Source organism: Microcoleus sp. Aus8_D2 (assembly GCF_036702665.1).
Classification (GTDB): domain Bacteria; phylum Cyanobacteriota; class Cyanobacteriia; order Cyanobacteriales; family Microcoleaceae; genus Microcoleus.
Genome location: NZ_JAUBUN010000023.1, coordinates 102227 through 122514, shown reverse-complemented (window position 1 = coordinate 122514; position 20288 = coordinate 102227). Strand labels below are relative to the sequence as shown.

The window sequence follows — 20288 nt, the reverse complement described above, 5'->3', positions numbered from 1 at the left end:
GGTCATTGGTCATTGGTCATTTTACCCGCTCGCGAAGTCGAAGGGTGGTCATTGGTCATTGGTCATTGGTCATTGGTTATTGGTCATTTTACCCGCTCGCGAAGTCGAAGGGTGGTCATTGGTTATTGGTAATTACGGATTAGTAATTGAGGATTGGTCATGCCCCATGCCCCATGCCCCATGCCCCATGCCCCATTCCCCATTCCCCATTCCCCATTCCCAATCTAAAATCATTATGAGTTATTTGCTTAATTTCCTGAATATTGGAGCAATTATATTTTTGCTGGGATGTTCGCCGGCTTTACCTGTCGCGAATTCTTCTGGTGTTACTGGTACTTTGGCGTCGCAGTCTCCGACGGCGACAACATCCGGTCAAGTTTTGCCGCTTTCTGCTAGAGCTCGGATTGCCGATCGCCCAATTGAACTTGAAGTCGCTAAAACATCCGAACAACAGGCTATGGGTTTAATGTACAGAACTTCTTTGGCCGATGACAGAGGAATGCTGTTTGAGTTTAAACCCGCACGCTGGGTCAATTTTTGGATGAAAAATTGCAAGATTTCTCTGGATATGATTTTTCTGCGGGATGGAGTAGTTGAGGCTATCTGGGCCGAAACACCTCCTTGTACAGCCGATCCTTGTCCCACCTACGGGCCCAACACTCCTGTCGATCGAGTGATCGAGCTCCGGGGCGGGCGGGCTGCGGAACTTGGCCTCAAAGTGGGCGATCGGATTGAAATCGAGTTTTTCCAGTAACAATTCCGGCATTTTCAGGGCTTACACATGGGGCTAGAAACCCGGTTTATCAAAGAGATGGGTCTAAAACCCCGTCCTTCTAGGACGGCTCCTCTTCTAACAGGCGATCGATTGCATCTCTAAGTTTTTCTTGCCAGTTGGGAATAGCCATCAAAGCTTCTCTCTGTCCTTTTCTTCCCTTAAAGCAAATGGGAGTCTTTTCTAAGGGGCTGTCGCTAGTGAAACCTAATTTGTTGTTTTTCCTGAAAGTCATTGCCAAATTCAATAGCAGTTGGTATACTGACAGTAGCACTAAATCGGAAGACATGAAAGCAAGATTCCAGTACAGATTCTATCCAACTACTCAACAGCAGCGGAGTTTGGCTCAACTGTTTGGGTGTTGCCGGGTTGCCTGGAACGACGCTTTAGCTTTAAGTAAGTCCAGCAAATATCCGGGTTACAATACTTTGGCTAAAATTCTTACTCAATCTAAGAAAACAGCCGAAAGAGAATGGCTAAACAGTGTATCTTCTGTGCCTTTACAACAGTCGCTAAAACAGCTAGAAACCGCTTATAAGAATTACTTTGACTCGCTAAAAGGTAAGCCCAAAGGCAAAAAGTTCGGTCAACCTAGGTTTAAAAAAAAGACCAACAACCAGTCTGCGACCTTTGTAAAATCTGGTTTTCATGTCAAAGGTACAGGTGTTTACCTTGCTAAAATAGGCGTTGTCAATCCTATTTCGCCATTGAGAACTGCCATCCGAGCCAAGCTCGGTAACTGTCATTAAAGATTGTGCTAATCGCTATTTCCTGAGCTTTGTAGTAGAACGGCAGCACAAGCAAGTCGAACCGCTACAAGCAAGTATAGGTATTGATTTGGGGCTTAAAACCTTTGCGGTAATGAGCAACGGTGAAACAGCCATCAGCCCAGACTACAAGGCGTTAGACCGCAAGATACGCAGGCTCCAAAAGAAACTAGCCCGTCAACAAAAAGACTCCAACCGCCGGAATAAAACCCGCCTGCAAATAGCCAAGCTGCACAATCAGATTGCCGATACCCGCAAGGACTTCTTGCACAAACTGTCAACTAAGGTAGTAAGTGAAAACCAAACTATTGTCTTGGAAGACTTGAACGCGTCAGGAATGGTCAAAAACCGCAGACTTGCCAGAGCAATTAGCCTGCAAGGATGGAGAGATTTTAGGGTATTGTGTGAGGCTAAGTCGGAGAAATATGAGCGGAAATTTGTGGTAATTAGTCGGTGGGAGCCTCCTTTGCCAAGTTTGCTCAGAATGCGGTTTTAAGTGGGGAAAACTCGACTTGTCGGTGCGCTCCCTCAAGTGTTTGAATTGCGGAACCGAACACGATCGCGATTTAAATGCCTCAAGAAATATAAAAAAAGTCGGGACAGGGCATTGCCACGACTCGCTTTCGGACACAGAGACAGGGTAAGACTTCCCTTGGGCAGCGCCAGTCAGTGAAGTGTCAAGAATCCCCACGCCTTTAGGCTGGGGTGTATGTCAAGAGTGCATTTCTGCTTCCCAGTCGCAAAATTTAGTAGAAACCAGGTTTCTGAACTCACTCCCCATCGGACCCTCTCCATCGGACCCTCTCCCCTGTTCAGTTCCGGCTGAGTTCGGATTCGAGAAAACCTCAAAAAATTCATAAACTTTACAAAAATTCATAAAATCTGTTAAAGTCTTAATGTAAGATGCAGCACAAAGACCAAAAGATTTGCTAGGATGTCAATCTCAGTCAGTCTGGGCTTGAGCTTGTTTGCAGAAGCTGTAAATTGTTGGTCGCAGGTATGAGACGAGTCAGCGACTCGTTACCAATCCTGAGAGACGATGCTCAGCCGTTCGGGCTCCTGGCGCGAAAAGAAATTCTCTGGAACTTCTGAGGTTCGACCTAAATCTACTAAACCTATCGGAAGTAAAATTATACGAGCAAAGTTTATTGGCCAAGTTAACTTCTGGTAGCAGCTTGAGGTTCGATCGAAATATCTAACCAATTTTGCGGCAGTAGATTTGCGGATTCTGCATTTTGGCAGATGAAGTTAAACTCGGAACCTGGTTTAGTAGTTGTAGGTAGCATAATTTCTTCAGATTCAGGCTGCAAAATGCCGAGGTATTCAGTTTCGGTTCGATCGCGATCGATCGCTCGCTCGGGCCAGCAGCAGCAACGCCGTGCAAAACCTTTCGCTTTTTGGGAAAGGTTGGCTTTATAGTCGCACTCAGCAATAATTTTGGCATTTTCAACAACCGCTAATACTGTTTTAACAGCTATCGACGGTTAAAAGACAGATTTAAAACTGGCTTATTACTAATCAAAAACATCAGGTTCGCATCAGAAAATGGTGTCCTATACATGGAGACAAAATTACATGGCACCCGCAACATACACTAGATTAATTCGATTTTTACAAGAAGATTTGGCGATTTCTCCCGCGTCCATCGCTGTCGCCGAACGTGGCGGTGACAAACAGCGGCAGCGCGATCGAGACCCGAATTCCTTGCCGATGGTTCTGTGGCAATACGGTTTAGTCACTCTCGATCAGTTGGATAAAATCTTTGATTGGTTGTCTCAAGCATATTAAAAGGATTTTAGATTTTCGATAAAATCCAAAATCCTTTAATAACTGAGATTAGGATTCAGCCAAATGTTTCGCCGCAGCGGCGATGCCGGCACCAGGAGTGTAGCCTTCATGGCCCAATTCTTGCAGCACAACTTCCAGGGCGGAAATTGCGGCTAGAATATCGCGATCGCACACAAAGCCCAAATGACCGATTCGGAAGATTTTACCTTTCAAATGGTCTTGTCCGTCGGCGAGAGCAATGTCAAATCTCTTTCTCATCAAAGTCCGAATTTTTTGAGCGTCTACGGATTCTGGCGGCATTACTGAGGTAATTGCAGGGCTAGCGGCACCGTCAGCCGCGAACAACGGCAAACCCAAAGCTTGTACAGCCGCGCGAGTAGTTGTCATTAAGCGTTTGTGCCGCGCGAAAACGTTTTCTAACCCTTCTGCTTTCATGATTTGCAGGGATGCTTGCAGAGCAAAAAACATATTGACCGGCGGAGTAAAAGGAGTCGTATTTTTGGCTGCGTCTTTGCTATATTTGCCCAAATCCAAATAATAGCGGGGAAGTGTCGCAGTTTTGTAAGCTTTCCAAGCTTTCGGACTGACGGCCACAAAACCCAAACCTGGGGGAATCATATAAGCTTTCTGAGAACCTGAAGCAATCACATCTATGCCCCAAGCTTCCATCGGTACGCTGACAGCACCTAAACTGGTGACAGCATCGACCATAATCAAAGCTTCGCCGTGGGCTTTCACGTGGCGGTTGATGGTTTCTAAGTCGTTGAGAACGCCGGTAGAGGTTTCCGAGTGAGTGATGATGACAGCTTTGATTTGCTTCTCGGTATCTGCTTCGAGTTTTTCGCGGAAGTCTTCGGGGTTTAAAGGTTGGCCCCACTCAGCTTTGACGATTTCGGCGTTTAAACCGTAAGCTTGTGCAACTTCAGCCCAACGTTCGCCAAATTTGCCGTTGCATCCGACTAAAACTCGATCGCCCGCACTCAAGAAATTAATTATCCCAGCTTCCATCGCGCCGGTACCGGAAACTGTCAAACTCAGCACGTCGCCGCTGGTTTGGTGCAGCCATTTCAGGTTTTCGGTACATTCTGCAAAAATCGCGTCAAATTCCTTGCTGCGGTGGCCCATCGGGTGTTTGGCCATCGCCAACAACGCCGCTTCGGGCACCGGTGTCGGGCCCGGAATCATCAGCATTAACTTGTTGTCCATGATATTGTCCTAACTTTTTCGGTGGGAGTTAATAGGATAAATCTAATACGATACGTCACCTCGGTACTCTAAGTTTTTTAACTTTTAACTCCGCTGTGGTTAGTTTCATTTAAAGACCAGCGGTGTTCTACCGCTAAGTTCGATCGCTCGCAGCTTTGTTCTAATTGCTTTTGAATGGCCAGGGCTTTACGCAGGGTAATAATAAGCTGGTGTACTTGTTGCTGTTGGGGCGATTGTGGACTGACAGCCAACATCGTTTTGCGTTCTAACAATTGAAGTAGCAATTCATAATGAATGTACGAAGGCAGGGGAATTGGTTCCATGAAAGCTAACATACCTCAGCGAACCGACACCCCATTGCAATTGCATGGGGCATCATCAGAAAAATGGGTAGAAACCCCATCCTTATAGGACGGCTTTATATTCCCTTTCGGGAAGGAGGGGTATAGTTGCCCCTCCGTGGAGATATGGTTGTCTCCAAAACTCCCTTGCGGGGTAATGTTAGCTTCGCCAATGTTTTGAGAGCTTTTTAGGCTAAAAGCACTGTTCCAGTGACCTTAGAACTGTTTAACTTTCAACGATAGAGCGGAAAACTAGCTTCGCATTCTCCGGTATCATGACTCAAAAAACGTAGTCAGTTAAGACGCTTGGCTGGTCAGAACGGCTTGGCAAGATTTCTCTTACAAGCCTCATGCCGTCTGGGCTGAGGTTCCTGACAGGTGAACATTAGATGCCTGATTTTTTATCGGTTTGCTAACCGTACAAAAACCCCTGCTTTGCCGATCGAATGTTCGGGGCTGGGTGCGTTGGCAACGCTAAATTTGGCGATCGACTGGCGAGAGCGAATAGATTTAATTGCTTTCTGGCAAAATATTTCTACGCAATATAGCTGTGAGTGCTATTTTTTTTTCAGTTAAGCGCTGGAGTCGATGCGGGCTAGAAATGCTGATTATTTACCTACTCCATCAATTTTTATCAGAATTCGGGGGTGTTTGTCAAGCAGTCTCGCCTTTGGTGATGGGGGGATGCGCCTGGGCCAGGGAGGCTAAGGCGGCGCCCGGATCGAGTTGTTTGACTAAGGATTCGCCGATGAGGACGGCTTGGACTCCGGCCTTGGCAACTTGGCTGAGGTCGTCGGGAGTGTGGATTCCTGACTCGCTGACGGTGAGGATATTTTTTCCTTGGATTGCGGTTTGGCGCGAGGCTAAAAGCTGACTGGTGGTTTCGAGGCTGACGGAAAAGTTTTCGAGGTTGCGGTTGTTGATGCCGATCAGGTTGACTCCTTCTAAGGTTAATACTCGATCGAGTTCTTCTTGAGTGTGAACTTCGATTAAAGCGGTCATGCCTAAAGTCTTGACAATTTTCACAAAGTATTGTAAGTCTTTGTCAGATAAGATAGCTGCGATTAACAATACAGCATCGGCGCCGTTAATCCGAGCGAGATAGATTTGGTAGGGATAGATAATAAACTCTTTGCAAAGTAGGGGCAAATCGACGGCGGCACGAATTTTAGAGAGGTTGTCGAAACTGCCTTGAAAGAACTTTTCATCGGTGAGTACGGAGATGCAACTAGCGCCATTTTCTTGGTATGCTTGGGCGATCGCCACTGGATCGAAATCTTCGCGAATTACGCCTTTGCTGGGGGAAGCTTTTTTGACTTCGGCGATGATTGCTGGTGCGGTTTTACCGTTTTTAAGCGCGCCGAGGAAGTCGCGCACGGGCGGTGCAAAGGGGAGTCTTTTGTGAAGTTCGGCTAAGGGCGTGCGAGATCGCTTTTGGGCTACTTCAACCTCTTTTTGCCAGACGATTTCTTCGAGGATGTGCCGGGGCTTGGAGTCTGGTACGGCGATTTCGTAGCTGAGGTAGAGTACGGAGACTGAGGTACTGGGCGGACGGCGGCGGATTTGAAGCATGGTAAGGGGGAGAAAGGGCGATCGCGACAAGTTTCAATCTATTATATAATAGAAGTCTCTATTACGATTAATTGAACAGAAACAACCTCGGATTGACATGAAAAAACTTTCCCAAGGCCTCAGCTTGTTTTTGGGTAATTTCTAGCTGGTTATTAAGGATTTGAGTTACTATCTCAATTGTATCCATAATTTCTACTAAATCCGCTGGCTCTAGATTTCTAGCATCCATCAAATGAAGAAGTCTTGAGTGGGGAGTTGAAGCATTTATTTGATAATGTGTTTCTTCAAAATCCTCAATTAGTTTGACTAAGAGTTCTAGGATAGTATCTTCTTCGGGAGTTAGATTGTTCCGAGAAAGCAAGCTTTCAACTATTTCTAAAAATATCTCGTTTTCATCTTCATTTTTGATGATTCGCGGTTGATATTGAGATAGCAGGCTGCTGTACTTGTCAGAGTCAAACATTTAGCGATCATTCAGATGTTGTGCAGATACCTAATATTATCAAATTTAAGGGCGATCGGCCAAAACCCAAAATCTAAGAAACCGGGTTTTTTGCTAAATCACCGACTGTAACGAAAGATTCTCGAAAAAACCCGGTTTCTCGCCACACCCAAAATAATTCCCAATCTAAAATCGAAAATTGTCGCACATTCCCGTCGCCAAAATCCTCGCGCTAACCCGCAAGTCCGCCGGGGGTTGAAAACCCCCGTCTCATAGCGAAAGTCCTCGCTCAAGAGGACTGAAAAGCCAATTCAATAAACAAAGGTCGATCGCACATTTCCAAATTCCCGATTATTCACTGTAGGGAAACGGCATTGCCGTGTCCTGACCGGGATTTGCTATATAATTTTTATGACTCACTGTTTGGGCGAAAATAGTTAGTTTTGACATACTCTTTTAGTACGGGCCCAAGGGTGAAAAATGTACGACGATCGCCCTCCTGGATTTTTTCAATTAATGAACGCCGTCCCAAGGATTGCAGAACTTGCAAAAATTGCGATCGAGATAATTGCATATTTTCTCGCTGTTTGGCGATGGAAACTGGCGCGGTTTCACTTGCTAGCCATGACATCACCTGTTTTTCTGATTCGGATAAGCGATTAAATGGCTGATGCAGTAAAGATTCTAAATCGCCTAAAAATAGTGTATCATCAGACAAAAGTTCAGAGATGTTGCCGTCCAATAAATCTTGAATCATTGTCGCAACTATTTTTAACCACAAGGGATTGCCTCTGTATTGTTCAATTAATTCTGACCATTTTTCATCTTCTGCTAAACCTTTTTCTCTGAGGATTTCCCCCGCGCCCGCACCTAAACCATTGAGTTGTAAAGAGCGAATGGGTTGATTTTTGCCTTCTAATGCGGCGATTTCTCTAGGTTTTTCCGAACTGAGTAGGAGTAAGCAACTATTGTGAGATAATTCTCCTACTTGTCTCAATAGTGTGCCGTAATCTTCATATCCAGGTTGGTAATTGCCAGCGAGTTCTCCGCTGCTATTGATATTTTGTACATCATCAAGTATCAGCAGACAGCGGTATTTTTGCAAGTAGTCCAGTAGGGGCAATCCTCCCGTGGTTGCCCCATCATCTTGGGCGGGCACGCACCATTCATCACCTCTACAGAGGAATTGAATTATATTTGTTTGAAGTATTGACAGGGGTGGAGATGTGGCGAGACTTCGCCAGATGATGAAATCGAATTCATGTTTGATTTGTTCGACAAGTTGGGCGGCGAGTGCTGTTTTGCCAATGCCGACTATGCCTAGTATGGCGAGTAGGCGGGTGTTTTCGTGTAGAATCCACTGTTTGAGCGTTGTGAGTTCGGATGTGCGATCGAATAAAACTCCAGATTTAGGCATTTCACCTAAATATTCGCGCACTTTGGGTTTGGCGTTGCCTTTATTCAGAGGTTCTTCATCGGGTGGTGAGTTGGGGACTTTTGGGGAATGTGACGTATCTCCACAGAAGTTGACGTTACCAATGTGTACAAAATCTTTTTTATTAAAGTTCCAGACATTTGAGAATTTTACTCGCTCCAATGCAACTCTAAAATTGGATTTATTGACTTCTTCGCCTAATATTTTTGAAAATAGCTTCCATAATTCCGATGCAACATCCTTGACGTGACCTTCGGTACAGTGAAATTCATCTGCTATTGTTGAGTATTTTTGACCTTGGAAAGTACCCCGCAGTATCACTTCTTGCAGATTGTCTAAGTGTTTTCCCGTATTGATAAAAACTAGGTCGTCGGCAATTTTTAAGACTTCTTGAACGTCCATAAGTTGCTTTGGTATTAGAGTTTCATCTATTGTATCCGACTTTTTCCGACTTTTTCCGACTTAAATCGGTTGTTTTAGTCCCGACTTTTTCCGACTTGCAAAAATGAAGTTTTTGCAGATGATGTTTACATAAAGATTTCCACTCAACAGGCATAAAAGGTATGAAACGAATTTTAGGTATTTTTGTTCTAGGTTTAACTATTTCGACTCTTGCATCTAACCTCCCAACAAAGGCCCAAAGCAATCAAAACAATGGAAATACTGGTAAGTCTAGTAATATTGCTGCTACTGATGTCCGTGTTTTTCGCAATCCAACGGAAGGAGAGAATATTCCAGTTGATGTAGTAGTAAAAGGCGCTAGTGGACTAAACGAGAGAGCACGTCAGCAAGGTGCCAATGCTTTTTGCAAGGCAAATCAATATACCGAAGCCGTAAGTTTTGATTACGAACGTGATGGTAGCCTCGGCACTATGCAGTGGAATCCAAAAACTAATGAATGGGAATTTTGTGCAAAGTGTACAATGTACTTCACGAAAGTAACTTGTAAGTAAGTCGATTATCAAGCTAGCGAAGCTACAACTAAGTACCGTTATTAAATAACACTTTGTTGTTGTAACAAAGCTACCTTTCTATTTTCCAGGATTGAAATCAGAAAACAGGTAAACTGCTCCCGGCGATCGCCCTTCTATTCTTGAGGTGCGATCGCTCTTTTTTTGAGTATCACTAATTCTGTTTCTCCAACACCATAGGAGATTTTCACCGCTTCAACAACCATTCATCAGACAAGTTATAGTCAGTAGGAAAAATCAAAGTTCTATCTTTGGTCTAATCAAAGAATCGGGCTCGCACACAACCAATGGAATCTCTACCCAATAATTGGGATGAACTTGCTAAATCTTAGCACCTATTCATATAAATAACCTCGCCACCCAACATTTAGAATCCTGTAATTACAAAATAAGAGGTTACTGGGATAGCAATAATAAGTTTTACGAAGAGATTGCTTTGATTCATCCCATTTGTGCTGAGTTAGTTAGTCGATCGCTCGGCACAAATATCATCAACAACCATCCGACTTGTGACTGGATTAAACTTAAATTTTTACTCAAAGCTGATTTATCTGCTAGCGACAACAACGTAGTTAGCGATGATGGCGATGAGGAAGTTGGCGAACTGACTCTGATTTTAGATGCCAATATCAAAGTTATTGATGAAAACTGGCTCATCGATATCGAATCTCCTTTTGTTATTGCCAAAAGTCAGCCGGATTTACAGCATTCTGCTGAAAGTGCGATCGCGAAAGTCGATCGCCCTTGAACTTAAACCTCAACCGCTTTCTGCACCTTACTTTCCATCACCTGCAACGCTTTCGATGCCGCCTCAACTACGCTTGTCCACTCGGAAGATGTAACATACTCCTCATCGGAAGCTTCTGTCCCCAACACCTCAAAAACTAAATCGATAGCCTGACAAACTGCTGCCATCAAACAAGCTTCTTTGTCATTTTCCAGAATTACTCCGATCGTCGCTTCAGGATTTTCTGCCAACACAGTATCGTCGTAAAGAAAATGAACCGTCTCATCAAAACTATCGTACTCAATTCGTGGCGGATAATCGCTCTCTAGCCAAGATTTATGCTGATATTCTCGATCTGCCAAACTGCGGAGAGTTTCTAATAACTCTTCTCTCATTTTCGGGTATTGTACCATACAAGTTTCTCCTGTACTAAGGTGCGTACCAGGTTTGCCACTGCAACCATTCATCTAAAGGGATATGAGCTTCTGTGGGATTATTTTTGATGCTACCGATGATTCGTTGACCGTTTCTCCCGATAACTTCACCATCTTTTCTAAGAATAACATCGCACTCGATCGCTAATGGGCCTTATTCCTGGGCCATCAAAGCAAACTCCCGCAGATTTTTCCCAGCAAAATATCCACCTTCTTTGACCAAATCGCCACTACAAGTCACCGGAATTCTTTCCTGATAAGCTTTCAGTGCCAAAATCAAATCATTTTCCTTCAATTCGAGATAGATTTTTTGCAACTTAGCCACCACAAATCCCATCATCTCAACTTTACCAATTTCCTCCCCTGCTTCACGATCGCATTTGACAACAAATCCTTGGATATCCGTATTTTCTAAACAAGTAATTAAATCGCTTAAAATCTCTAATTGAGAACGCTTTTCACTCAGTTCCAGCTTTTTGACAGCATCTCCCATCCTAGCTGGATAATCCGCAAAGTCCCGCGTCAGAGGTAATGCGATATCAAACACATCTCCCGCATCATTTTTTTTAACCCAAATCACCCCTTTATTGTCATAAATTCGACTGTGTTCTTGCCAGCCATTTTTTTGTAAATATGCTATAATTACATTCACATCCAAATTCTTAAAAATTTCAAAATCCCGTACAGTTACTTTCATGGGATATCTCCTTGGCTAATGCGCTGCATAATGGACTGTAAAGACTCTGCTGTAAACTGATTGCTGCGGGGCAACTCAACAGTCACGCGACTGGTATTTTGAGTTTCTGGCATTCCCCGCAAAGATAACCAGTAGGCACAATGCCTGAGCAACATTTCCTGTTCAGACTGTTGTATCCTTTCCCCGATATTTTCCGGCACTAAAACTACAACCCGCAGGCGGGGAATAAAGGCAGTCACTCTCAAGTCGTTGTAATTTTTGACATTGAGCGGATATCTAACACATTGGGCATTGAGTACATCTCTTGATGTACATTTTAACTGCAATTCGAGGCGGTGCGGCTGTACTGGATCGCGATCGACAGCTTTGATACAGAGGTCAACGCTGTCATAATCATTTTCGGGTTGATCTACCGAACAGCCAGCCACTGCTGCCACAGCGCGGATGTAAGCTTTGCTAAATTGTTCTTTTCGCTGGTTTAGTTCCATTTAAACACAATTATCAAAAGGGCGATCGCGATCGCACATTCCAGTCACCAAACACATCAAACATAGTACCAGCCTCCCGTTGATATAATAAACCCTCGATCCCCCCTAGCCCCCCTTAAGAAGGGGGGGACAAGAGCATTCAAAGCCCCTGTCAAAAAGCAGAAAAATGGATTCCAAAGTCCCCCTTATTAAGGGGGATGAGCGGGGGATCTAGACTCGACTGCAAACGAAATTTCTCAAGGGTTGAGACTTGAGTTGACACGCTTTGGGTAACACCGCCCCTACAAATTAATGACCGCCCGCCGCCCCAGCCGCCCGTTTGAAAGCCTCATCCAACACTTCCGAAAGAGTCGGGTGCGTGTGAACGCGGAATGCTAAAGTGTTCACAGAATCGCGCTGGGCGATCGCATTTGCCGCCTCTTGAATCAAATCCGAAGCGTGCAAACCGAAAATGTGAACTCCCAACAATTCCCCAGTATCTTTCCGGTAAATCACCTTAGCCATACCGTCGGTTTCACCCTCGGCAATAGCCTTGGAATTTCCCTTAAAATAACTCTTGACAGTAGCGACTTCAAACCCTTCGGTTTTTCCTAACTCCTTCGCTGCGGGTTCACTCATTCCCACATAGCTAATTTCCGGGTGAGTAAAAGCTGCCGCCGGGATGCTCAAATAGTCAACTTCGCGACTCCGGCCGCAAATGTTTTCTACAGCAGCAACTCCTTGGGCAGATGCAGTATGCGCTAACATCATTTTGCCATTAACATCGCCGATCGCCCACAAGTTCTGCACGGGTTCTCCCGCCACCAAAACCTGCATCTTGTCGTTCACTGGGATATAACCGCGCATTGTTTCTACGCCCAGAACTTCTAAACCCAAATTCTTGCTGACGGGAACTCGGCCAGTTGCTACTAAACAAGCGTCAACTTCCAAAACTTCGACAACTTCCTTAGTTTTGAAATCAGCTAATTCAATAATTACGGGCGAACCGGGAATAATTTTCTTAGCCAACAAACCCACTTTGGTTTCAATATCGCGGGGTGCAATTAAGACTCGTTCGGCTAATTTAGCAATATCTGGATCGAAAGTCGGCATCAATTGATCGAGAGCTTCAATCATCGTAATTTCGCAGCCGAGAGCTGTGTAAATATCCGAAAACTCTAAACCGATATAACCGCTGCCAATAATTGCAATCCACTTCGGTAGCGATTCCAATCTGACAGCATCGTCGCTAGTAAATACAGTTTTGCCGTCAATTTCTATCCCAGGGGGGACGAAGGGAACCGAACCGGGGGCGAGAATAATATCTTTGGCGGTAATAGTTTTCTCGCCTTTTTCGGTTTCGATGGTGATTTTTTGAGCAGCGGCAATTTTGCCCCAACCTTGGATGACATCTACGTTTAAACGTTTGAGGCTGTTTGTCAAATCGCCGCGTAGTTTGCTAACAATAGTATTGGCGTGATTGGCGATCGAAGAGCGATCGAAATCCACACTTCCCAACTGAATACCCAAAGTCTTGAGGTGGTGGGCATTCCGCATATCCCGCACCCGCCCGGAAGCCGCCAACAGCGCCTTCGAGGGAATGCAGCCGCGGTTGACGCAAGTCCCGCCCATATCACCCGCTTCGATAATTGCCACTTTCAGCCCGCAGCTAACCGCGTGTATGGCCGCCCCGTGTCCGCCCACGCCAGCGCCGATAATTGCTAAATCGTAATCAAATCCTTGAGTCACCTTAAAATCTCCTAATGCCTTTGAAATCTTAGGAATCAAGCAAAAAACACCGTCTATCCGTCCTTTCGAGGTGGCGCATTGCGATCGCAACCCTTGAACAGCGGCAATAGTTGCATAAGTCCTGTGTCCTTATTCTCGACTAGACTAGGGTTAATTAGACAGTAACTGAGATTTTTTCAGGGTGGATGATTTTGAGCTGGGTGTGGCCCAAGTCTCAAATCACTGACTCGGCGGGTGTAAAGTTAAGTACAGATTGATGGCTGACAGGGCCCTTTCGTGTCAACAACCAAGTCAAATGCAGTGCCGGTGTAGTGTTGGATGCTTAGACCCCGATCCCCCCTAGCCCCCCTTCAGAAGGGGGGGACAAGAGGCGATCGGAGTCCCCCAGCCCGATCCCCCTAGCCCCCCTTCAGAAGGGGGGGACAAGAGGCGATCGAAGTCCCCCAAGTCCGATCCCCCCTAGCCCCCCTTCAGAAGGGGGGAACAAAAGGCGCTCAAAGTCCCCCAACAATTAAGCAGGGGGATTTAAGAGGATCGAGACTCGGCAAAATTATTCTCAAAGTCCCCCTTCTTAAGGGGGATGAGCGGGGGATCTGGCCTCGGATAAAAGCGAAATTTCCCAAGGGTTTTAGTTGATTGAGGTTTTGATGTCTAATATCTGCACGTGCCGGCGGGCAGAGTTTCTCGGCAAGTTTTGAAGTCTATGGAGTGGCTTATGATGGAAGACGATGACTTGAAAGATTCACGCCGGGCCTCGGCTCAATCTTTTTTTCAGTCCTTGGATGAATTGTTCGATTATATAGAAGCTTCCAACCCTGATGCGGCACAGCCTCAGTCTCCGTCGCCTCAAGCTAAGTCTCCTAGTGAGTCTGCGAGTCCGCCAAAGAAGGCTAAATCTAAAAAAATTAATTTGTCGGATTTTGAAGATGCGATCGCCGATTTAGAACAGTTTATCCAGAACAAGCGCCAGAAACGCCCGGAATCTAATCAGTAGTGCGACACATTTTAATTAATCTTGTCCGGCAAATGACGGATGATATAAGCTGGCGGGCAATCGCCCTGGCTGGTTTTTGCGTGAGAGTGCGATCGCCCCTACGGTTATACTATTCCCATGTTTGTAGACTTGCAAGGCCCAGTTTCATCAGCCAGTGATTCTGCTGGGTTTCTCTACAATATCGCGAGGAGTATGGCAAACTCAACGAAGCGCCAAAGTGCCTTAACTCTTCCATCTCTCGATCGCGAAACACTGCAAGATGACCCTTTCACCCGCTTTGATGAATGGCTGGACAAAGTAGAAGCAGCGCTAGCACAAAATATTGCCCTGCTTGCCTTAGATGAATTCGAGGCGCTAGATGATGCCATCAGAAAAGGACGTTTTGACGAGCAAGATGTTCTCGGAATGTTGCGTCACCTCATTCAACATCGTCCCCGCTTCAAAGTAATGCTAGCTGGTAGTCATACAATAGAAGAATTTCAGCGTTGGGCTAGCTATTTAATCAATGTCCAAGTCGTTCATATCAGCTACCTAAAAGAACCAGAAGCGCGTCAACTAATTCAGCAACCCGTCTCAGATTTTACCCTGCGCTACGAACCCGATGCAGTCGATCGAGTTTTGCAACTTACCCGCTGTCACCCTTTCCTGGTACAACTCCTCTGCGCTGAAATTGTCGCCCTCAAAAACGAGCAAAACCCCTCTATGCGCCGACTGGCAACTTTAGCGGATGTCGAAGCAGCAATCCCAGAGGCTTTAAGTGTTGGCAGTTTCTTCTTTGCAGATATTCAAAGCAATCAAGTTGATGCAGCAGGATTAGCTATTTTGCAGTTTTTGGCAGCTCAAGGGGAAGGGGGAATCGTCAGGGATAAAACTATTTTGCAAGAGTTTCCTGATGGTTATGATGCTGTCGGTTTGCTTCTGCAACGAGAGTTGATTGAGGAAGTTGGGGATGGTTATTGTTTTCAGGTTGAGTTGATGCGGTGTTGGTTTGCACGGAGTGTCAGATAGTATGGGATTTTAGGGATTAGTAACCTATTTCGGTCATTCCCAGGAACGTTAGCTTTCGCGAGCCGTTCCTCGCAATGACAACCTCTAACCCAAGCGTATTGCTTTTAATAGCAATTTTCAAAAGTATTGCTACCAAATAATACCATTTATAAAAAATCTTGCCACCCTAAAAATTTGGGGTTTGTTTCGTTCACCCAATGTGTAAGGTGCGTCGCTATTAGATTTTTACTCTTTTTTAGAGATTGTCGATAGCGACACACCCTACAGATACTGTTGCATTGATTTTGGAAATTGGTATAATTTTTGGGTTTGTTGGCTCAAATAGTGTCGCGGGTGTGCGTCGCTGTAAGATTTTCAATGTTTTTTTGGTACATCTTTACTTTGACGCACTCTAGAAATATTTCGTTCCTCGCAATGACAAAAAACTTTAACCCAACTGTATTGACGTTGAGCGTGCAGAGAGAACACTGCTGCTCTCCAACTACACCTTCACATATTTTGATAATTATTATACGTAAATTTACGTATGTTTACAATTATTCAATCTCTGCTCTACGTAGGTGGAAAACCCGCTATTTGCAGGGCTGAAAAATTTATCTGAAATTTGTCCGGATCGCAGTCATTGACGATGAAACACTGCTTATCGTGACCGATAAACTATCAAAAAAGCCTAACCCTTTGGTTTTAAGTCACTTCTAATCGTTAATTACTATCAAAAGAGAAGCTATGCCTACTCCATTGAATGGTTCTTTGGGTCAAACCACTAATTTCACTACCGTCAATGATTTAATCACAAAATGGCCTACTGCTGCCCAGAATCAAGGTATTAAACTATCTGGGATAGCTTTTGATGGCGTGGAAACAGATTATCTCGATCCTACTGTCATCGCCAACCTCACCTTACCAACTAATGAAAATCCTAAAAGCTGGTTGAGTTATGGCAGTAGTTTTGGTATTGGTGTCCCTTCTTCCTATGATGGTTGGTTCACCGACCCTAGTAAAATTAGAGCGGAAATCAACTATAATCCCAACACAAATCAATCTCAGGCGCTGAAGCTGAAATGGGGAAATAACCAAGATATCACTAGCGCGACGATCGACCTTAGCACCTTGGGTATCAAAACTAGCCCAGGAGTTGGCGATCAAGGTAATGAAGTTGGTTTGCTACAAATCTTTAATAATGGGACTCTGGTACCAGCCAGCAATTTTACCATCACTCGCCTCAACGCTCCGAGCGCCCAAAAACCGATTACTGTGGGTTCAGATGGAGTGACTTTCACTGGCGATCAGGCCGATGGCAGTTTCCAATTCAAGATAGAAGCCAAGCCTCTCACCAACACTGCTTTTGACGAACTGCGGTTCTCCACCAAAGCCTACGATAGCCCCACCGCTGCCTACACCGCCACCGCCTTCAAAGACGATAGTTCCGACTACCTGGTGCGAAAGATTGACTATCAAGGGACGGCAAATCCGTCTAGCCTTCAGTTTAGCGCCCCAACCTTTAGCGTCAACGAAAACGGGACAGCGGTTGCAGCCGTAACCGTAACGCGCACCGGTGGCAGCGAGGGCGCAGTTTCAGCTACTGTGAACTTGACCAATGGTACTGCTACAGCCCCTGGTGATTACACCGGTACTCCGATCGCTGTCAATTTTGCGGCTGGGGACACTGCACCCAAGACTATTACCATTCCGATTGTCGATGACACTTTGGTGGAAGGTACCGAAACTGTCAACTTAACTTTGGCAAACCCGACAGGTGGTGCAACGATTGGGACGCAAGGTACTGCCACTTTGAGCATAGTGGACAATGACACTCTTCCTCCCAGCAGCCTGCAATTTAGTGCTCCTACCTTTAGTGTGAACGAAGATGGGACGACGAGCGCAGCCGTGACAGTCACTCGTACTGGCAGCAGTACCGCAGCAGTTTCAGCTACTGTGAACCTAGCCAATGGTAGTGCTACAGCCCCTGCTGATTACAACAATAGTCCCATCCTGGTTAATTTTGCCGCTGGCGATTCTGCACCCAAAACCGTTACCATTCCCATTGTTGATGACACTTTGGTGGAAGGTAACGAAACTGTCAACTTAACTTTGGCCAGCCCTACAGGTGGTGCAACGATTGGGACGCAAGGTACTGCCACTTTGAACATAGTGGACAATGACACTCTTCCTCCCAGCAGCCTGCAATTTAGTGCTCCTACCTTCAGTGTCAATGAAGATGGGACGACGAGCGCAGCCGTGACAGTCACTCGTACTGGCAGCAGTACCGCAGCAGTTTCAGCTACTGTGAACTTAGCCAATGGTAGTGCTACAGCCCCTGCTGATTACAACAATAGTCCCATCCTGGTCAATTTTGGCGCTGGCGATTCTGCACCCAAGACGATCAATATTCCGATCGTCAACGATGCTTTGGTAGAGGGTAACGAAACTGTCAACTTAAGTTTGGTTAACCCGACAGGCGGTGCGACGATTGGAACGCAAGGTACCGCCAGTTTGAACATCATTGACAATGACAGCAGCCTGCAATTCAGTGCCTCCAGCTTCAGTGTCAACGAAGATGGAACGCCGATCGCCAGCGTAACAGTCACTCGCACTGGCAGTACGGCTGGTGCTGTGTCAGGCACCGTCAGCTTGGCCGATGGAACTGCGATCGCCCCTGGTGACTACGCCAACACTCCAATTGCTGTCAATTTTGCCGCTGGGGACAACACACCCAAAGTCGTCAATATTCCGATCGTCAACGACACTTTGGTAGAGCCTACCGAAACCGTCAACTTAACCTTGGGTAGCCCGACAGGCAATACCACGATTGGAACGCAAAGTACCGCCACTTTAGCCATCGTAGACAACGACAGCAGCCTGCAATTTAGTTCCCCTACCTTTGGCGTCAACGAAGATGGAACGCCCGTTGCAGCCGTCACAGTCATTCGTAATGGCAGTAGTGCTGGTGCAGTCTCAGCCAACGTGAACTTGACTAATGGTACTGCTACAGCCCCTGGTGACTACACCGGTACTCCGATTCCTGTCAGTTTTGCCGATGGGGATTCTACACCCAAAGTCGTCAATATTCCGATCGTCAACGACACCTTGGTAGAGCCTACCGAAACAGTCAATTTAAGTTTGGTTGGCCCGACAGGCAATGCCACCATTGGCACCCAAAGTACCGCCACTTTGAACATCTTAGACAATGACAGCACCCTGCAATTTAGCGATCCTGTCTTTACCCTCAGAGAAGATGGAACGCCCGTTGCAGCCGTGACAGTCACTCGCACTGGCAATACCATTGGTGCAGTCTCAGCCACCGTGAACTTGGCCGACGGTACTGCTACAGCCCCTAGTGACTACATCTCTACTCCGATTCCTGTCAATTTTGCTGCTGGGGATGCTACACCCAAAGTCATCAATATTCCGATCGTCAACAACACTTTGGTAGAACCTACCGAAAATATCAATTTAACTTTGGTTAACCCCACAGGCAATGCTTCGATTGGAACGCAAGGTACCGCCAGTGTGGACATTTTAGACAATGACAGCACCCTGCAATTTAGTTCCCCTTTCTTCAGTGTCAACGAAGATGGAACCCCGATCGCAGCCGTGACAGTAACTCGCACTGGTGTTACTTCTGGGCCTGTGTCAGCCACCGTCAGCTTGGCAAATGGTACTGCGATCGCCCCTGCTGACTACACCGGTAATCCGATCGTTGTGAATTTTGCTGCTGGGGACGAGATACCCAAAATCGTCAATATTCCCATTGTCAACGACACTTTGGTGGAGACTACCGAAAATCTCAGCTTAACTTTGGGCAGCCCGACAGGCAATGCATCGATTGGAACCCAAAGTACCGCCACTTTCGACATCATAGACAATGACAGCACCCTGCAATTTAGTGCCCCTAACTTCAGGATCAGAGAAAATGGCGTAGCGGTTATACCCGTGACAGTCACTCGCACTGGCAGTAGCGCTGACGCAGTTTCAGCTACTGTGAACTTAGCGAATGGTACTGCTACAGCCCCTGGTGATTACGCCAATACTCCAATTTCTGTCAATTTTGCCGCTGGAGATTCTGCACCCAAAACGGTCAATATTCCCATTGTCGATGACACTTTGGTAGAGGGTAACGAAAATCTCAATTTAAGTTTGGTTAACCCGACAGGCAATGCGACGATTGGAACCCAAAGTACGGCCGTTACGACGATCGTAGACAATGACAGCACCCTCGAATTCAGCGCCCCTTTCTTCAGTGTCAACGAAGATGGAACGCCCGTTACAGCCGTGACAGTGACTCGTACTGGCAGTCCTCTCGGTGCAGCCTCAGCTTACGTGAACTTGACCGATGGTACTGCTACAGCCCCTGCTGATTACACCAATGGTTTGATCGCTGTCAATTTTGCCGCTGGGGATTTAACACCCAAAACCATCACCATTCCCATTATCGATGACCTTTTCCCGGATGGCGCTTTCTTTCCGCTTGACGAAACTGTCAATTTAAGTTTGGTTAACCCGACAGGAGCCACGATTGGCACCCAAAGTACGGCCGTTATGACGATCGTGGATAATGACGTTGAATTTGGGAATAGAACCGCAAGTAGTCTCACTTTGACAAACGACGATCTACTCGACAGTGGCCTGCGAAAGACTTCCAGCTTGCCTGGGGCTCCGGCTCCGGGAACAGCAGATTTGGTGAACAAATTTATCGCCAACGAGGTGGCGATGGGTGCTGGAATCGGAGCCTCTAACGTCGGGATTAATTCCAACTCAGTCCCCAACTTCGGTGCCACCGATAGCTGGTTGAATTCACTCACAGACCCGAAGCTTAATCCTGGTTTCGTCGCCTTGAACAACCAATTTACTAAGCAGGTCTTTTGACTAGCAATTTGCGTTAGTGGGTTTTAATCATTGGTGACAACTTTCTGGCCTT

General features: G+C 46.0%; 22 protein-coding genes. 11 read left to right on the top strand and 11 right to left on the bottom strand.

Translation table 11 applies throughout. The features are described from left to right. The first annotated feature begins 235 nt into the window (after positions 1–235). On the top strand, positions 236–754 hold the full coding sequence (locus tag QUB64_RS19145; RefSeq protein WP_333278276.1) for a DUF192 domain-containing protein: 519 nt from the start codon (positions 236–238) through the stop codon (positions 752–754). 79 nt (positions 755–833) lie between these two features. Here QUB64_RS19145 and QUB64_RS19140 read toward each other — a convergent pair whose 3' ends face one another. Then, positions 834–1061 carry a hypothetical protein gene (locus QUB64_RS19140; protein ID WP_333278278.1) on the bottom strand — a complete coding sequence of 76 codons (228 nt, stop codon included), beginning with the start codon at positions 1059–1061 and terminating at the stop codon, positions 834–836. Between QUB64_RS19140 and QUB64_RS19135 the strand changes: the two genes are divergently transcribed. The 3 genes from QUB64_RS19135 to QUB64_RS19125 are packed head-to-tail and all read left to right on the top strand — an operon-like array spanning position 1060 to position 2183. After that, positions 1060–1521, top strand: a complete 462-nt coding sequence (locus tag QUB64_RS19135) for an RNA-guided endonuclease InsQ/TnpB family protein (protein WP_333278280.1) — start codon at positions 1060–1062, stop codon at positions 1519–1521. The two genes, QUB64_RS19140 and QUB64_RS19135, sit on opposite strands and share 2 nt — an antisense overlap. Next, the gene (locus QUB64_RS19130) at positions 1487–2035 is read left to right on the top strand and encodes an RNA-guided endonuclease InsQ/TnpB family protein (protein ID WP_333343317.1); all 549 of its coding nucleotides are present in this window, start codon (positions 1487–1489) and stop codon (positions 2033–2035) included. The genes QUB64_RS19135 and QUB64_RS19130 overlap by 35 nt, the downstream gene beginning before the upstream one ends. Positions 2036–2051: 16 nt before the next feature. Next, positions 2052–2183, top strand: coding sequence for a zinc ribbon domain-containing protein (locus QUB64_RS19125; protein ID WP_442921677.1), 132 nt, complete (start codon positions 2052–2054; stop codon positions 2181–2183). Positions 2184–2734: 551 nt separating this feature from the next. Here QUB64_RS19125 and QUB64_RS19120 read toward each other — a convergent pair. After that, positions 2735–2983, bottom strand: a complete 249-nt coding sequence (locus QUB64_RS19120) for a hypothetical protein (protein ID WP_333278282.1) — start codon at positions 2981–2983, stop codon at positions 2735–2737. A gap of 131 nt (positions 2984–3114) precedes the next feature. On the opposite strand from QUB64_RS19120, the gene QUB64_RS19115 reads away from it, so the two are divergent. Beyond that, positions 3115–3327 carry a DUF2949 domain-containing protein gene (locus tag QUB64_RS19115; RefSeq protein ID WP_333278284.1) on the top strand — a complete coding sequence of 71 codons (213 nt, stop codon included), beginning with the start codon at positions 3115–3117 and terminating at the stop codon, positions 3325–3327. Positions 3328–3375: 48 nt separating this feature from the next. Here the strand turns inward: QUB64_RS19115 and QUB64_RS19110 are convergent, their stop codons facing one another. Together QUB64_RS19110 and QUB64_RS19105 are read right to left on the bottom strand one after the other, a co-directional pair. Then, a complete protein-coding gene (locus QUB64_RS19110) occupies positions 3376–4533 on the bottom strand; it encodes a pyridoxal-phosphate-dependent aminotransferase family protein (protein WP_333278287.1) in 1158 nt (385 codons plus the stop codon). Positions 4534–4610: 77 nt separating this feature from the next. Beyond that, a complete protein-coding gene (locus QUB64_RS19105; RefSeq protein ID WP_333278289.1) occupies positions 4611–4856 on the bottom strand; it encodes a DUF5340 domain-containing protein in 246 nt (81 codons plus the stop codon). Between the two features lie 396 nt (positions 4857–5252). Between QUB64_RS19105 and QUB64_RS19100 the strand changes: the two genes are divergently transcribed. After that, positions 5253–5450 carry a hypothetical protein gene (locus QUB64_RS19100; protein WP_333278292.1) on the top strand — a complete coding sequence of 66 codons (198 nt, stop codon included), beginning with the start codon at positions 5253–5255 and terminating at the stop codon, positions 5448–5450. 78 nt (positions 5451–5528) lie between these two features. Here QUB64_RS19100 and trpC read toward each other — a convergent pair whose 3' ends face one another. From trpC to QUB64_RS19085, 3 genes are all read right to left on the bottom strand, one after another. Beyond that, the gene (gene trpC / locus QUB64_RS19095) at positions 5529–6446 is read right to left on the bottom strand and encodes an indole-3-glycerol phosphate synthase TrpC (protein WP_333278294.1); all 918 of its coding nucleotides are present in this window, start codon (positions 6444–6446) and stop codon (positions 5529–5531) included. 67 nt (positions 6447–6513) lie between these two features. Then, positions 6514–6909: a helix-turn-helix domain-containing protein gene (locus QUB64_RS19090; protein WP_333278296.1), complete on the bottom strand. Its 396-nt coding sequence runs from the start codon at positions 6907–6909 to the stop codon at positions 6514–6516. A 388-nt stretch (positions 6910–7297) separates the two neighbouring features. Beyond that, positions 7298–8725, bottom strand: a complete 1428-nt coding sequence (locus QUB64_RS19085) for an NB-ARC domain-containing protein (RefSeq protein WP_333278298.1) — start codon at positions 8723–8725, stop codon at positions 7298–7300. Positions 8726–8886: 161 nt separating this feature from the next. Here QUB64_RS19085 and QUB64_RS19080 point away from each other — a divergent pair, with 161 nt between their 5' ends. Together QUB64_RS19080 and QUB64_RS19075 are read left to right on the top strand one after the other, a co-directional pair. After that, positions 8887–9276: a hypothetical protein gene (locus QUB64_RS19080; RefSeq protein WP_333278300.1), complete on the top strand. Its 390-nt coding sequence runs from the start codon at positions 8887–8889 to the stop codon at positions 9274–9276. A 454-nt stretch (positions 9277–9730) separates the two neighbouring features. Then, positions 9731–10042 (top strand): hypothetical protein, encoded by a 312-nt coding sequence (locus tag QUB64_RS19075; RefSeq protein WP_333278302.1) that lies wholly within the window; start codon positions 9731–9733, stop codon positions 10040–10042. A 2-nt stretch (positions 10043–10044) separates the two neighbouring features. Here QUB64_RS19075 and QUB64_RS19070 read toward each other — a convergent pair whose 3' ends face one another. The 4 genes from QUB64_RS19070 to lpdA form a co-directional block, all read right to left on the bottom strand. Beyond that, positions 10045–10434 (bottom strand): SCO4402 family protein, encoded by a 390-nt coding sequence (locus QUB64_RS19070; protein WP_333278304.1) that lies wholly within the window; start codon positions 10432–10434, stop codon positions 10045–10047. Positions 10435–10609: 175 nt separating this feature from the next. Next, on the bottom strand, positions 10610–11152 hold the full coding sequence (locus QUB64_RS19065) for a hypothetical protein (RefSeq protein WP_333278306.1): 543 nt from the start codon (positions 11150–11152) through the stop codon (positions 10610–10612). Further along, the gene (locus QUB64_RS19060; protein ID WP_333278308.1) at positions 11149–11640 is read right to left on the bottom strand and encodes a DUF4365 domain-containing protein; all 492 of its coding nucleotides are present in this window, start codon (positions 11638–11640) and stop codon (positions 11149–11151) included. The genes QUB64_RS19065 and QUB64_RS19060 overlap by 4 nt, the downstream gene beginning before the upstream one ends. A gap of 288 nt (positions 11641–11928) precedes the next feature. After that, a complete protein-coding gene (gene lpdA / locus QUB64_RS19055; protein ID WP_333278310.1) occupies positions 11929–13368 on the bottom strand; it encodes a dihydrolipoyl dehydrogenase in 1440 nt (479 codons plus the stop codon). 715 nt (positions 13369–14083) lie between these two features. Between lpdA and QUB64_RS19050 the strand changes: the two genes are divergently transcribed. The 3 genes from QUB64_RS19050 (at position 14084) to QUB64_RS19040 (ending at position 20236) form a co-directional block, all read left to right on the top strand. Next, positions 14084–14362 carry a hypothetical protein gene (locus QUB64_RS19050; protein ID WP_333278313.1) on the top strand — a complete coding sequence of 93 codons (279 nt, stop codon included), beginning with the start codon at positions 14084–14086 and terminating at the stop codon, positions 14360–14362. Positions 14363–14554: 192 nt separating this feature from the next. Next, positions 14555–15370, top strand: a complete 816-nt coding sequence (locus QUB64_RS19045; protein WP_333278315.1) for a hypothetical protein — start codon at positions 14555–14557, stop codon at positions 15368–15370. Positions 15371–16096: 726 nt separating this feature from the next. Beyond that, positions 16097–20236 carry a beta strand repeat-containing protein gene (locus QUB64_RS19040; protein WP_333278316.1) on the top strand — a complete coding sequence of 1380 codons (4140 nt, stop codon included), beginning with the start codon at positions 16097–16099 and terminating at the stop codon, positions 20234–20236. Positions 20237–20288: the final 52 nt, after the last annotated feature.